Source organism: Agromyces cucurbitae, from assembly GCF_058349945.1.
Map to the genome: position 1 here is coordinate 505,389 of NZ_JBYRES010000003.1, position 13,823 is coordinate 519,211.

Here is a 13,823-nt window from a genome sequence, read left to right on the forward strand (position 1 = left end):
ACACCATGGCACGCACGAAGGACGCATCGAAGGCTCAGAAGGAGCCGGGCCGGCTCAAGCAGATGTGGCAGGTCTTCCAGATGACCCGCCGCTACGACCCGACCGCGCAGTGGCTGATGCTCCTCGCGTTCCTCGTGCCCGTGCTCGCCGGTCTCGCGCTCGCGCTGTGGCTGAGCGAGGGCAACGGCTTCACGATCGCGCTGTGGATCGTCGCCGGCGTGCTCGCCGGTCTCCTGCTCGCCCTCGTCGTGCTGGGCCGCCGGGCCGAGCGCGCCGCCTACGCGCAGATCGACGGCCAGCCCGGTGCGGTCGGCGCCGTGCTCCGCAGCGGCCTCCGCGGCGCCTGGGTCGGCAACGAGATGCCCGTCGCCGTCAACGGCAAGACGCAGGACGCGGTCTACCGCGCGGTCGGCCGCGGCGGTGTCGCGCTCATCAGCGAGGGCCCCGCCTCCCGCACCAAGCGCATGCTCGAAGACGAGCAGCGCAAGGTCGCCCGGGTGCTGCCGAACGTGCCGATCACCCTCATCTCGGTCGGGCACGACGAGGGCTCGGTCGAGCTCTACAAGCTCCCCTCGACGCTCCGCAAGACCAAGAAGGCGCTCACCAAGCCCGAGGTGCTCGCGGTGACCAACCGCCTCAACTCGCTGCAGACCTCGCTGCCGATCCCGAAGGGCATCGACCCGATGAAGGTCCGCCCGCAGCGCGGCAAGATGCGCTGAGCGCGCGTACACGCTCCACCACGCGGCATCCGTCTTCGCAGGCGGGTGCCGCGTCGTCGTTCACGCGGGCGGTGCGGGGCCGGATGCCGCGGCGCGGTCAGGCCCGGATCAGCACCGTGCCCGCGACCTTGTCGTGGAAGCCGCGCTGGTCGGAGTCCCACACGAGTGCCGGCACGACGATGACGAGCAGGGCCGTGCGCACGACGGGTCGCCAGGGGCCGACCCAGCCGCCCTCGAGCGGCACCACGTGCATGCCCAGCAGGCGGTGCCCGATGCTGCCGCCGATCGTCGGGATGAACACGATCTGCAGCACCGCGAAGACCAGCGGCACGACCCAGGTGTAGGCGACCGACTCGTACGGCGTGAACAGGAGCGCGATGAGCATGGCGCTGCCCCAGTCGATGAAGATCGCGGCGATCCTCCGGCCGGCGCGGGCGACCGAGCCTCGCCCGTGATCGGGGAGGCCGAGTCGTTCGCCGGGCCACCGGCTCGGTTCGAGGTCTCCGAATGTCTGGGGCTTCGCGTCGGGCACCAGACGAGTCTACCGAGCGGGCATGGGCGTAACATGGCCGAAACATTCCGGTCACGGTCGGGAAACGGCGCCCGGATACCGTCTCCGTTGGCTGTGCAAGTCCATCTGTTCGACCCGCCCCCTGGAGATCCGTCACATGTTCAGTGATTCGTCCGAAGTGCTCAAGTTCATCAAAGAGACGGATGTCAAGTTCCTCGACATCCGGTTCACCGACCTGCCCGGCGTGCAGCAGCACTTCAACATCCCGGCCTCCACGGTCGACGAGGAGTTCTTCACCGTCGGCCAGCTGTTCGACGGATCCTCGATCCGCGGGTTCGCGAACATCCACGAGTCCGACATGCAGCTCATCCCCGACGTGTCCACCGCGTACATCGACGCGTTCCGCGCCGAGCGCACGCTCGTGATGGTGTTCGACATCTACAACCCGCGCAACGGCGAGATCTACGCGAAGGACCCGCGCCAGGTGGCCAAGAAGGCCGAGAAGTACCTCGCCTCGACCGGCATCGCCGACACCGCGTTCTTCGCCCCCGAGGCGGAGTTCTACATCTTCGACGACGTGCGCTACGAGGTGAACCAGCACTCGAGCTTCTACTCGGTCGACTCCGAAGAGGGTGCGTGGAACTCGGGCCGCACGGAGGAGGGCGGCAACCTCGGCAACAAGACGCCGTACAAGGGCGGCTACTTCCCCGTCTCCCCCGTCGACAAGCAGGCCGACCTGCGCGACGACATCTGCCTGAAGCTCATCGACGCGGGGCTCATCCTCGAGCGCTCGCACCACGAGGTCGGCACGGGCGGCCAGGCCGAGATCAACTACCGCTTCGACACGATGGTGCACGCCGCCGACGACATCCTGAAGTTCAAGTACATCGTGAAGAACACCGCCGAGCAGTGGGGCAAGACGGCGACGTTCATGCCGAAGCCGCTCTTCGGCGACAACGGCTCGGGCATGCACACCCACCAGTCGCTCTGGAACGACGGCAAGCCGCTCTTCTACGACGAGGCGGGCTACGGCGGCCTCAGCGACATCGCGCGCTGGTACATCGGCGGCCTCCTCAAGCACGCGCCCGCGGTGCTCGCCTTCACGAACCCCACGGTGAACTCGTACCACCGCCTCGTGCCGGGCTTCGAGGCCCCCGTCAACCTCGTCTACTCGGCGGGCAACCGCTCGGCCTCGATCCGCATCCCGATCACGGGCACCAACCCGAAGGCGAAGCGCATCGAGTTCCGCGCGCCGGATGCCTCGGGCAACCCGTACCTCGCGTTCGCGGCGCAGCTCATGGCGGGCCTCGACGGCATCAAGAACCGCATCGAGCCGCACGAGCCGGTCGACAAGGACCTCTACGAGCTCCCGCCCGAGGAGGCCAAGGCGATCCCGCAGGTGCCGGGTTCGCTCGGCGAGGCGCTCGACGCGCTCGAGGCCGACCACGACTTCCTCCTCGAGGGCGGCGTGTTCACCAAGGAGCTCATCGAGACCTGGATCGACTACAAGCGCGAGAAGGAGCTCAAGCCCCTCGCCCAGCGTCCGCACCCGTTCGAGTTCGAGCTGTACTACGGCGTCTGATTCGCAGCCCCCTGCTGCAGTCGAAGGGCCGCTCCGCGCACGCGGGGCGGCCCTTCGGCCATCCACGGCCGGATGCCGCGTGCCGACTCGCCGCGGGTGCACGAGCCGGGCTGCGCACGCTCAGACGGTCGGCTCCCGGCGGGGTTCGAGTCCGTAGAAGCCGCGCTCGAAGACCGCGCGCGAACGTCTCGTGAGCTGCAGGTAGTCGTGCTCGAGCTGCGTCGCCGAACCCGCCGGGTAGCCCATGATGCGAGCGACGCCCTCGAGCTGCGAGCGCTCGACCGGCAGCACGTCGGTCGTGCGGTCGAGCCAGAGCGTCAGCGCCGACCGGGCACGGGACGAGAACACCCAGGCCGCCCTGAGGGTCTCGGCATCGGACTCGTCGATGAGCCGGGCGGCGGTCGACGCCTCGAGCGCCTCGAGCGTCGAGGTCGTGCGCAGCGCCGGGATCGCGGCCCCGTGCTGCAGCTGCACGAGCTGCACGAACCACTCGACGTCGGAGATCGAGCCGCGCCCGAGCTTCAGGTGGCGGGTGGGGTCGGCCCCCTGCGGCAGCCGCTCGTTCTCGACGCGCGCCTTGATGCGCTTGACCTCGCGGACCTCCTGCTCGGCGATCTCGCTCGGGTAGCGAACCGTGTCGGCGAGCTCGGTGAAGTCGTCGATGAGCGCGCGGTCGCCGGCGACGCCCCTGGCGCGCAGGAGCGCCTGCGCCTCCCAGGTCAGCGACCACCGGGAGTAGTAGGCGCGGTACGCGTCGAGCGAGCGTGCGACGACGCCGTTGCGGCCCTCGGGTCGCAGGTCGGCATCGAGCTCGAACGGCAGCCGCGCGTCCTCGGAGAGCCGCACGAGCTCGCTCACGATGCGGAGCGCGCTCGAGTGGGCGGCGTCGGGTTCGGCGCCCGTCGAGCGGTAGACGTAGATGATGTCGGCGTCGGAGCCGATGCCGAGCTCGCGGCCGCCGAAGCGACCCATGCCGATCACGGCGAACTCGATGCCGTCGGGTGCTTCGCCCCTGATGGCCGCGACGAGTGCGGCGATGTGGTTCTCGGTCAGGTCGCTGAGCCCGTGTCCCAGCTCCTCGACGGTGCACACGTCGAGGATTCCCGCGAGGGCGAGCCGGAGCATCTCGCGCCGGCGGATGGCGCGGAAGATCTTCGCCGCGTCGTCGGCCTCGCCGTGCCGGCTGAGGACGGCACGGGTCTCGTCCTGGAGTGCGCCGAGCGAGCGCGGACGGAGCTCGTCGAGGTCTTCGAGCCAGGCGACCGCTTCGGGCGCGCGCTCGAGGAGCTCGGCCGCGTAGCGCGAACCGGAGAGCACCCGGGTCAGGCGCAGCGCCGCGTCGGACGAGTCGCGCAGCAGCCTCAGGTACCAGTGGGTCGTGCCGAGGGTATCGCTCAGCCGTCGGAACGAGAGCAGGCCGAAGTCGGGGTCGGTTCCCTCGGCGAACCAGGAGATCAGCACGGGCATGAGGTGCCGCTGGATCGTCGCCCGGCGCGAGAGGCCCGAGGTGAGGGCGCCGATGTGCGCGAGGGCGCCACGCGGGTCGCGGAAGCCGATCGCCGCGAGGCGCGCCTCGGCCTGGCTGCTCGTGAGCTCGAGGCCCGACGCGGGCAGTGCCGCGACCGCCGAGAGCAGCGGGCGGTAGAAGAGGCGCTGGTGCAGGCCCCGCACCCGCTGTCGCGTCGACTGCCATACCCTCGTGAGCTCCGACGCGTCGCGGCCCAGTCCCGACGCCCGCGCGAGCACGCGCAGCGCGTCGGCGTCGCGCGGCATGAGGTGAGTGCGCCGCAGCCGTTCGAGCTGCAGCCGGTGCTCGAGCACCCGGAGCAGGCGGTAGTCGCGGGCGAACTCACCCGCCTCCTCGCGGCCGACGTAGCCGGCCTCGGCGAGGGCGGTCAGGGCGGGCAGCGTGCCGGCCTGCCGGATCGAGTCGTCGGTCGCGCCGTGCACGAGCTGCAGCAGCTGCACGGTGAACTCGATGTCACGGAGGCCGCCGGGGCCGAGCTTCAACTGGACGTCGACCTCGTCGGCGGGGATGTGCTCGGTGACCCGCTCCCGCATGCGCTGCACGGACTCCACGAATCCCTCACGGCCGGAGCTCGCCCAGACCATCGGCGCGACCCCGGCGGCGTATCGATCGCCGAGTTCGAGATCGCCCGCGAGCGGCCGTGCCTTCAGGAGGGCCTGGAATTCCCAGCTCTTGGCCCACCGCTCGTAGTACTGCAGGTGGGAGTCGAGGGTGCGCACGAGCGCGCCGTCCTTGCCCTCGGGGCGAAGGTTCGGGTCGACCTCCCACAGCGGCGGCTCGATGCCCGGCTCGTGGATGAGCCGCATCGTGACCATCGCGAGCCGCGTCGCGATCTCGATCGCTCGCGGCGTCGAGACGACCTCCTCGTCGGCCGACTCGGCGACGAAGATGACGTCGACGTCGCTCACGTAGTTGAGCTCGCGCGCACCGGCCTTGCCCATCCCGATGACGGCGAGGCGGGTCGCCGCGACCTCGGCCGCCGGGTACCGGCCCGGTGCTGCGGGGGCGCCCTCTGCGCGCGAGACGAGCCGCCTCGCACCGGCGAGCGCCGCATCGAGGGCTGCACCGGCGAGGTCGGCGAGGCCCGCGGCGACGACGTCGACGATGTCGACCGCGTCGTTGCGGGTCAGGTCGTACACGGCGACTCCGGTGAGCAGCCGCCGGTAGCGCACGCGGATCGCCGCGGCGACGGCGTCGGCGTCGTCGGCCCGCTCAGCGGGCACGGCATCGATCGCCGCGACGAGCAGCGACCGCGCTTCGGCGGCCGAAGGCGGGGGAACCGGCAGCGCGTGCAGGAGCTCGATCTCGTCGGGGTGCCGTCCGAGGAAGTCGGCGAGCCCGCGCGAGGCGCCGACCAGCCGCGCGAGCCGCTCGGCCGAGGGCGCTTCGGCGAGGACCGCCGTGACCGCGCCGGGTGCACGATCGTGGAGCCGGCGGAGTTCGGTCAGTGCCGAATCGGGGTCGGCCGCGGTGCCGAGGGCTGCGAGGAGCGCCTCGCCCTCGACGCCCGTGGCCTCGGCCAGGTCGGCGAGACCGGTCGATGCACGGTCGAGGTCGTCGAAGCCGGCGCGTGCGAGTCGGCCGAGGGTCGGCGCCTGTCGAGACATCCCCGCGTTCAGAGGATCTCGAGGTTGCGGTGCAGCTCGAACGGCGTGACCTGCGAGCGGTAGTCCCGCCACTCGCGCCGCTTGTTGGCGAGCACGTAGTTGTAGACCTGCTCGCCGAGCGTCTCGGCGACGAGCTCGGAGCCCTCCATGTACTCGATCGCGTGGTCGAGGCTCGCCGGCAGCGGGTGGTAGCCGAGTGCGCGCCGCTCGCTGTCGGTGAGCGCCCACACGTCGTCCTCCGCCTCGGGCGGCAGCTCGTAGCCCTCTTCGATGCCCTTCATGCCCGCGGCGAGCAGCAGCGAGAACGCGAGGTAGGGGTTCGCGGCCGAGTCGATCGCACGGTACTCGACGCGCGCGCTCTGGCCCTTGTTGGGCTTGTAGAGCGGCACCCGGACGAGCGCGGAGCGGTTGTTGTGGCCCCAGCAGATGAAGCTCGGCGCCTCGTCGCCGCCCCACAGGCGCTTGTACGAGTTCACGAACTGGTTCGTCACGGCCGAGATCTCGTTCGCGTGCCTGAGCAGGCCCGCGATGAACTGGCGGCCGATCTTCGAGAGCTGGTACTGGGCGCCCGGCTCGTAGAAGGCGTTCGTGTCGCCCTCGAAGAGCGAGAGGTGGGTGTGCATGCCCGACCCGGGGTACTCGGAGAAGGGCTTCGGCATGAACGTGGCGTAGACGCCCTGCTCGATCGCCACCTCTTTCACGACGGTGCGGAACGTCATGATGTTGTCGGCGGTCGTCAATGCGTCGGCGTACCGCAGGTCGATCTCGTTCTGTCCGGGGCCGGCCTCGTGGTGGCTGAACTCGACCGAGATTCCGAGGTCTTCGAGCATGCGCACCGAGCGGCGGCGGAAGTCGTGCGCGGTGCCGCCGGGCACGTTGTCGAAGTAGCCCGCCGAGTCGACGGGGATGGGCCCCTCGTCGCCGAACTTCGACGAGCGCAGCAGGTAGAACTCGATCTCGGGGTGCGTGTAGAACGTGAATCCGCGCTCGGCGGCCCGTTCGAGCGTGCGCTTGAGCACGTTGCGCGGGTCGGCGACGGCGGGCTCGCCGTCGGGCGTCGTGATGTCGCAGAACATGCGGCCGGTGGGGTCGATGTCGCCGCGCCAGGGCAGCGTCTGGAACGTCGACGGGTCGGGGTAGGCGAGCAGGTCGGACTCGTAGGTGCGGCTGAGCCCCTCGATCGCCGAGCCGTCGAACCCGATGCCTTCGGTGAACGCCCCCTCGACCTCGGCCGGGGCGATCGCCACCGACTTCAGGGTGCCGACGACGTCGGTGAACCAGAGCCTGACGAACTTGACCCCTCGCTCCTCGATCGTGCGAAGAACGAAGTCGCGCTGCTTATCCATCCACACCCTCTCTCGCAGATCCCAGCGTACCGGCACCGGGCCTCGCGGAGCCGCGCCCCGGGCCGCGGATCGGGTCGGTGCGATGTGCGAGGATGGCGGCATGTCAGGCGAGCCCCAGACCTCAGCATCCGACGTGTCCCCCGCAACCGGCAACGCCGCCGACTCGACGGCCGAGCAGAACCCGTACGGCGGTGCCGCCGCGGCCGGGGGTCCCAAGCGGGTGCGCACCCGGCACTTCCAGAACGCGAAGCGCAACGGCATCAAGATCACGGGGCTCACGAGCTACGACCAGCTCACCGCGCACATCTTCGACGAGGCGGGCATCGACTTCCTGCTCGTGGGCGACTCGGCCGGCAACAACGTGCTCGGCTACGAGACGACGCTGCCCGTCAAGGTCGACGACCTCATCCCCCTCACGCGCGCCGTCGCCGGAGCCGTCAGGCGGGCGTTCGTCATCGCCGACATGCCGTTCGGGTCGTACGAGAACGGCCCCGAGGAGGCGCTGCACACGGCGGTGCGCTTCATGAAGGAGACCGGCGCGCACGCCGTGAAGCTCGAGGGCGGTGAGCGCAGCGCGAAGCAGATCCGGCGGATCGTGCACGCGGGCATCCCGGTGATGGCCCACATCGGCTACACGCCGCAGAGCGAGCACGGGCTCGGCGGACACGTCATCCAGGGGCGCGGCGAGGGCCTCGACCAACTGCTCGCCGACGCGCGCGCGGTGCAGGAGGCCGGCGCGTTCGCGGTCGTGCTCGAGATGGTGCCGGCCGAGGCCGCCCGCCAGGTCACCGAGATGCTCGAGATCCCGACCATCAGCGTCGGCGCGGGCCCGCACACCGACGGGCAGCTGCTCGTGTGGACCGACTGGGCCGGCCTCACGACCGGACGGGTGCCGCGCTTCGTCAAGAAGTACGCCGACCTCGCGAGCGTGCTGAGCAACGCCGCGAACGCGTGGCGCGCCGACGTCGAGTCGGGGGCGTACCCGACGGCCGAGCACTCGTTCGAGTAGGGCTCCGACTCGCGCTGCGCGCCGAATCGACCGCCGACGACGCTCAGTCGTCGGCGGCGTCCTCCTCGGCCCACTTCGCGCTGTTGGCGCGCAGGATCTCGAGCGCCCGCTCGGCCTCTTCGCGCGTCTCGAACGGGCCGACCCGGTCGATCGACTGCGAGACGAAACCCTGCTCGACCTCGCCGGTCTTGAGGTTGTACCAGAACATGTGCTCGACGTTCTCGGTCATAGGCTGATCCTATGCCCAAAGACGCCGCCGGCCACCTGACCCCCGGACGACTCTCCCCCGCCCGCGCGGTGCCCGCGACGATCGCGCGACCCGAGTACGTCGGCCGCCGGGCGCCGTCGCCGAACAGGCGCGGCGACCGGTACTCGTCCGACGAGGTCGAGCGCATCCGTGCGGCCGGGCGCATCGCGGCGGGTGCGATCGAGGCGGCGGCCGCGGCGATCCGGCCGGGCGTCACCACCGACGAGCTCGACCGCATCGTGCACGAGTACGTCGTCGGGCACGGTGCGTACCCGTCGACCCTCGGCTACCGCGGCTACCCGAAGTCGAGCTGCACCTCGGTCAACGAGGTCATCTGCCACGGCATCCCCGACGACACGGTGCTCGACGACGGCGACCTCGTCAACCTCGACGTCACCGCGTATCTCGACGGCATGCACGGCGACCTCAACCACACGTTCCTCGTGGGCGAGGCGGGCGACGAGGCGACGCTCCTCGTCGAGCGCACCCGCGAGGCGCTCGCCCGCGGCATCCGGGCCGTCGCCCCCGGCCGCCAGGTCAACGTGATCGGCCGCGCGATCGAGGCGTACGCCAAGCGCTTCGGCTACGGCGTCGTACGGGACTACACGGGCCACGGAGTGGGCCGCGCCTTCCACACCGGACTCGTGATCCCGCACTTCGACGACCCGAACGCGACGACGGTCATCGAGGAGGGCATGGTCTTCACGATCGAGCCGATGCTCACGCTCGGCACCGTCGAGTGGGACGTCTGGGCCGACGACTGGACGGTCGTCACGCGCGACCGCTCGCTCACCGCGCAGTTCGAGCACACGCTCGTCGTGACCGAGCGCGGCGCCGAGATCCTCACGCTGCCCTGAGGGCCCGGCGGGCACGTTCGTCGAGCGGCGCCGCGATAGTGTGAGGGCCATGGCCACGGAACTCGCGATCGGCATCGACATCGGCGGCACGGGCATCAAGGGCGCGGTCGTCGACCTCGTCGAGGGGACGCTCCGATCCGACCGCATCAAGGTCAAGACCCCCGAGGGCGGCCGGCCCGCCGACATCCTCACCGCGACGACCGAACTGCTCGACCGCCTGTCGGCCGACTTCGACGACTCACTGCCGCTCGGCGTCTGCTTCCCGGCGATCGTGAAGCGCGGGCGCACGCTCTCGGCGGCGAACATCTCGAAGGAGTGGATCGGCCTCCCCGCCGAGGAGCTCTTCGAGGACACGTTCGGGCGCGAGATCCATTTCATCAACGACGCGGATGCCGCCGGCTACGCCGAATCGCGATACGGCGCGGCCGTCGACGCCGACGGCCTCGTGATCCTCACGACCCTCGGCACCGGCATCGGGTCGGCCTTCCTCTACGACGGCGTCCTCGTGCCCAACACCGAGCTCGGGCACATCGAGCTCGACGGCACCGAGGCAGAGAAGCGCGCGGCCTACTCGGCGATGGAGCGCGAGTCGCTCGACTGGCCGGACTGGGCCGCACGGCTCCAGCGCTTCTACGCCCACGTCGAGTTCATCTTCTCCCCCGACCTGTTCGTCGTGGGCGGCGGGGTCTCGAAGCACCACGAGCAGTTCCTGCCGCTGCTCGACCTGAAGACGCCGATCGTGCCGGCCCGCCACCGCAACAACGCGGGGATCATCGGCGCGGCCTCGCTCGCGGCGGGGTAGGTCCGCCTCGGAGCGCGAAGTCCCGGCCGCCCGCGACTGATCCTCGCTGGACGCGACGCCCGCATCACCATCCGGCGTGCCGCCGCCGGCGATCGCCGGCGCGAGCGCTTCAGGCGGCGCCACGCCTCATGGTGCGAGCGGGCCGGCTGATACGCCGGGTTCTGTTGACCGCGAGCCTTGCGTCTCGCGGCTGGACGGCCATCTCTCTCGGAGCTGCGTCGCCGCAGCCCTCCAGCGGCCTACCCGGGAACGGGGCGGGCCGCCCCATGGTTCCCTGTCTGGCCTTGCTCCGGACGAGGTTTACCGAGCCGACCGGGTCACCCCGGCCGCTGGTGGGCTCTTACCCCACCGTTTCACCCTTACCGCCCGCTCGCGCGGGAGGCGGTCTGCTTTCTGTGGCACTGTCTCGCGGGTCGCCCCGGGTGGGTGTTACCCACCGTCCTGCCCTGTGGAGCCCGGACGTTCCTCGGCGCACGACCGGAGCCGTGCGACGCGACCGTCTTGCCGACCCACTCGCCCCTGCAGTCTAGCGCGAGAAGCCCGGGCGAGCCCGGCGGGCATCGGTCGGTCAGAGGCCTGACTCGTCGGTGCGCACGAGGATGCGGTCGCACTCGGGGCACTGCACGACGTCGTCGGGTGCGGCACGGCGCACCTGCTCGAGGTCGGAGCCGGTGAGTGTCATCGTGCAGCCCCCGCACGTGCGGTGCTGGAGGAGCGCGGCGCCGACGCCGCCGCCGCGCACGCGGCGCTGTTCGTAGAAGGCGAGGAGCTCGGCCGGCACGCCCTCGGCCACGACCTCGCGGTCGCGCTCGGTCTGCTCGCGCTCCGTGCCGATGCCGCCCGCCGCCGCATCGCGCTCGGCCTCGAGCTCGGCGACCTCCGACTCGATCGCAGCGCGCTGCAGGTCGATGCTCGAGACGACGACCTCGGCCTCCTCGACGCGCTCCATCACGACGAGCTCCTGGTCTTCGAGGTCGCTGCGCCGCTTCGCGAGCGAGGCGAGCTCGGCCTCGAGCGCCTGCACGTCCTTCACCGACGAGGTGTGCTGCAGGCGGTCGGTGTCGCGCGCGATGCGCGCCTCGACGAGCGCCACATCGGATTCGAGGCGGGTGAGCTCGGCCCGCGCGTCCTCGAGCGTGCCGACCGCCTCCGCGCGGGTGCCGCGCACGGCGGTCTCGCGCTGGGCGAGTTCGGCGAGCGGAGCGGTCTGGGGCAGGGCGCCGAGGCGATGCGCGAGCTGCTGGAGGCGGGTGTCGATCGACTGGAGCCGCAGCAGTTCCTGCTGGTCGGCGGGCGTGGCCTTCACGTGGTGCTCCTCGTGGGGGTCGGGGCTGGACTCGTCATCATTGCACGACCTGGAAGTCCCAGGGGTCGGTGCGCAGCTCGCTCACGACGATCTCGAGCCCGGGCAGTGCCTCACGCAGCTCATTCGCGGCGACGTCGAGCCAGAGCCATTCGCTCGCCCAGTGCGAGACGTCGATGAGTGCCGGGCCGCCGCCGATCGCCGCCTGCTCGCGCGCCTCCGAGGCCGGATGGTGCCGGAGATCGGCCGTGACGTAGGCGTCGGCGGCGCGCACGGCCGGGTGGCCGAGCAGCGAGTCGCCCGCACCGCCGCACACGGCGACCGTCTCGATCGGGTCGTCGAAGCCGCCGGCCGCGCGCACGCCGGTCGCGGTCGCCGGCAGGAGCTCGGCGAGCCGGCGCGCGAGCCGGCCGAGCGTGGTCGGCTCGGCGAGCCGGCCCACGCGCCCGAGGCCCGTCACGCCGTCGTCGGATGCCTCGATCGGGCGCTGCTCGAGCAGCCCGAGCCGTTCGGCCAGCACCGCGGAGGTGCCGCTCGCGACGACGTCGGCGTTCGTGTGCGCGGCGAGCAGCGCGCAGTCGGCGCGGATCAGCCGGGCGAGCAGTGCGCCCTTGTAGCGGTCCTCCGCGACCGTCGTCACCCCGCGCAGCAGCAGCGGATGGTGCGCGATCAAGAGGTCCGCGCCGGACTCGACGGCCTCGTCGACCGTCGCGGCGACCGCGTCGACCGACAGCAGCACCCGGCGAACCGGGGCGTCGAGGGCGCCCGACACGAGCCCCGATGCGTCCCACGCCTCCGCGCCGGCCGCCGGCCACAGACGTTCGGTGACGGCGAGCACTTCGGCGAGAACCAGTGACATGTGGGCCCTGCCGGGCTCGAACCGACGACATCCACGGTGTAAACGTGGCGCTCTACCAACTGAGCTAAAGGCCCTCGCACGGCGGGCCGCGCGCTCACCCCATCCTAGGCCGCGCGCGGTCGTACACTCGGCTCATGTCGAGCGATGCCCCGCATTCCGCCGCACAGGAACGCCGTGCAGAGACGCGATGGCCGGCGTTCCTCGGCATCGTCGTCGCTGCCGTGCTCGTGGCCTCGGTGCCCCAGCCGGGCACGGCGACGGTGCGCACGATCGCGCTCGTCGCGCTCGCCCTGATGGCCGTCCCGCTCTTCGTCGTGAACCCCCACCGGCTCGATCGCGAGACGCAGTGGTCGCGCGCGCTCGCGATCACGTTCGCCATCGTGCTCGTCGTCGTCAACCAGGTCAGCGTCGTCGGCGTCATCGCCCGCCTCCTGGACGGCAGCGCGGAGGGTGCCGAGGTCCTGCTCGAGGCCGGGCAGGTCTGGGTGACGAACATCATCGCGTTCGGCCTGCTGTTCTGGGAGCTCGATCGCGGCGGGCCCGTCTCTCGCGGCACCCAGGATCGGGGGCAGCTCCCGCTCGCGGACTTCGCGTTCCCGCAGGACGACCAGGCGGATGCCGCGCCCGAGGTCGCGAAGGGCTCGACCAGGCGGGCGGACTGGCGCGCCGGATTCGTCGACTACCTGTACGTCTCGTTCACGAACACCGTCGCCTTCAGCCCGACCGACGCGATGCCGCTGCGCACGCGCACGAAGCTGCTCATGGCGGTGCAGGCGCTGACCGGCTTCGTGCTGCTCGCGCTCGTGATCTCGCGCGCGGTCAACATCCTCGCCTGAACCGGGTCGCGCGCGACGCGCGGGCCTGGCGACGGGGCATCCGGATCGATCAGGCCGCCGACCGGAGCGATGCGAGGGCCTCGCGGTACCGGTCGAGCGGGCGGGCCTCGCCCTTGGGCGTCGCGAAGCTGTCGACGATCACCCCGTCGGCGCCGATGAGGAAGGTGGCGCGCGCGGCGATGCCGTGCTCGCCATCGAACGCGCCGTACGCCGCGGCGGCCTCGCCGTGCGGCCAGAAGTCGGCCAGCAGCGGGAACTCGTAACCCTGCGTCTCACTCCACGCGCGCAGCGTGTGCTTGGAGTCGACCGACACGCCGATGAGCTCGACCGCCTCGTCGGCGAACATCGCGAAGTTGTCGCGCAGCTCGCACAGCTCGCCCTGGCAGATGCCGGAGAAGGCCAGCGGGAAGAACACCAGCGCGACGGGCTTCACGCCGCGGAAGTCGGCGAGGCGCACGGTGCGACCGTGCTGGTCGACGAGGTCGAAGTCGGGCGCGACGGCGCCGGGAGCGAGGATCATGGACGGCTTCCTCCGATCGGAACGGCCCATCATCCTACCGGCCCCGATTCCCGCCGAGACTCATTAGGATGGCGGGGTGCCATGCGACCGCGAGGCG

13 protein-coding genes, 1 tRNA gene and 1 other RNA gene are annotated in these 13,823 nt (G+C 71.2%); 6 read left to right on the forward strand and 9 right to left on the reverse strand.

The annotated features are described in order from the left end of the window. Window positions 1-5: 5 nt before the first annotated feature. Entirely contained in the window at window positions 6-719 is a 714-nt protein-coding gene (locus AC3RJ6_RS13600) for a DUF4191 domain-containing protein (protein WP_491427607.1), read from the forward strand. A gap of 97 nt (window positions 720-816) precedes the next feature. Here AC3RJ6_RS13600 and AC3RJ6_RS13605 read toward each other — a convergent pair whose 3' ends face one another. Continuing rightward, window positions 817-1,251, reverse strand: a complete 435-nt coding sequence (locus AC3RJ6_RS13605; RefSeq protein WP_491427608.1) for an RDD family protein — start codon at window positions 1,249-1,251, stop codon at window positions 817-819. Window positions 1,252-1,387: 136 nt separating this feature from the next. Here AC3RJ6_RS13605 and glnA point away from each other — a divergent pair, with 136 nt between their 5' ends. Further along, on the forward strand, window positions 1,388-2,812 hold the full coding sequence (gene glnA, locus AC3RJ6_RS13610) for a type I glutamate--ammonia ligase (protein WP_491427609.1): 1,425 nt from the start codon (window positions 1,388-1,390) through the stop codon (window positions 2,810-2,812). Between the two features lie 120 nt (window positions 2,813-2,932). Here glnA and AC3RJ6_RS13615 read toward each other — a convergent pair whose 3' ends face one another. Further along, a complete protein-coding gene (locus tag AC3RJ6_RS13615; RefSeq protein WP_491427610.1) occupies window positions 2,933-5,947 on the reverse strand; it encodes a bifunctional [glutamine synthetase] adenylyltransferase/[glutamine synthetase]-adenylyl-L-tyrosine phosphorylase in 3,015 nt (1,004 codons plus the stop codon). Between the two features lie 8 nt (window positions 5,948-5,955). Continuing rightward, window positions 5,956-7,293 (reverse strand): glutamine synthetase family protein, encoded by a 1,338-nt coding sequence (locus AC3RJ6_RS13620; RefSeq protein WP_491427611.1) that lies wholly within the window; start codon window positions 7,291-7,293, stop codon window positions 5,956-5,958. 100 nt (window positions 7,294-7,393) lie between these two features. Here AC3RJ6_RS13620 and panB point away from each other — a divergent pair, with 100 nt between their 5' ends. Beyond that, window positions 7,394-8,302, forward strand: coding sequence for a 3-methyl-2-oxobutanoate hydroxymethyltransferase (gene panB, locus AC3RJ6_RS13625; protein ID WP_491427612.1), 909 nt, complete (start codon window positions 7,394-7,396; stop codon window positions 8,300-8,302). A 43-nt stretch (window positions 8,303-8,345) separates the two neighbouring features. Here panB and AC3RJ6_RS13630 read toward each other — a convergent pair whose 3' ends face one another. Next, window positions 8,346-8,531, reverse strand: a complete 186-nt coding sequence (locus AC3RJ6_RS13630; protein ID WP_491427613.1) for an SPOR domain-containing protein — start codon at window positions 8,529-8,531, stop codon at window positions 8,346-8,348. 11 nt (window positions 8,532-8,542) lie between these two features. Between AC3RJ6_RS13630 and map the strand changes: the two genes are divergently transcribed. Beyond that, entirely contained in the window at window positions 8,543-9,406 is an 864-nt protein-coding gene (map, locus tag AC3RJ6_RS13635; RefSeq protein WP_491427614.1) for a type I methionyl aminopeptidase, read from the forward strand. 49 nt (window positions 9,407-9,455) lie between these two features. Further along, entirely contained in the window at window positions 9,456-10,208 is a 753-nt protein-coding gene (gene ppgK, locus AC3RJ6_RS13640; protein ID WP_491427615.1) for a polyphosphate--glucose phosphotransferase, read from the forward strand. Between the two features lie 134 nt (window positions 10,209-10,342). Here ppgK and rnpB read toward each other — a convergent pair. From rnpB to AC3RJ6_RS13660, 4 genes are all read right to left on the reverse strand, one after another. Continuing rightward, window positions 10,343-10,720, reverse strand: an RNA gene (rnpB, locus tag AC3RJ6_RS13645) — RNase P RNA component class A. A gap of 56 nt (window positions 10,721-10,776) precedes the next feature. Further along, entirely contained in the window at window positions 10,777-11,514 is a 738-nt protein-coding gene (locus AC3RJ6_RS13650; RefSeq protein WP_491427616.1) for a zinc ribbon domain-containing protein, read from the reverse strand. 37 nt (window positions 11,515-11,551) lie between these two features. Further along, a complete protein-coding gene (locus AC3RJ6_RS13655; protein ID WP_491427617.1) occupies window positions 11,552-12,370 on the reverse strand; it encodes a Nif3-like dinuclear metal center hexameric protein in 819 nt (272 codons plus the stop codon). Window position 12,371: 1 nt separating this feature from the next. After that, window positions 12,372-12,444, reverse strand: a tRNA-Val gene (locus tag AC3RJ6_RS13660). A 60-nt stretch (window positions 12,445-12,504) separates the two neighbouring features. Here AC3RJ6_RS13660 and AC3RJ6_RS13665 point away from each other — a divergent pair. Next, window positions 12,505-13,206: a hypothetical protein gene (locus tag AC3RJ6_RS13665; RefSeq protein ID WP_491427618.1), complete on the forward strand. Its 702-nt coding sequence runs from the start codon at window positions 12,505-12,507 to the stop codon at window positions 13,204-13,206. 49 nt (window positions 13,207-13,255) lie between these two features. On the opposite strand, the gene AC3RJ6_RS13670 is transcribed toward AC3RJ6_RS13665, so the two are convergent. Further along, a complete protein-coding gene (locus AC3RJ6_RS13670; protein WP_491427619.1) occupies window positions 13,256-13,726 on the reverse strand; it encodes a peroxiredoxin in 471 nt (156 codons plus the stop codon). Between the last annotated feature and the right edge of the window lie 97 nt (window positions 13,727-13,823).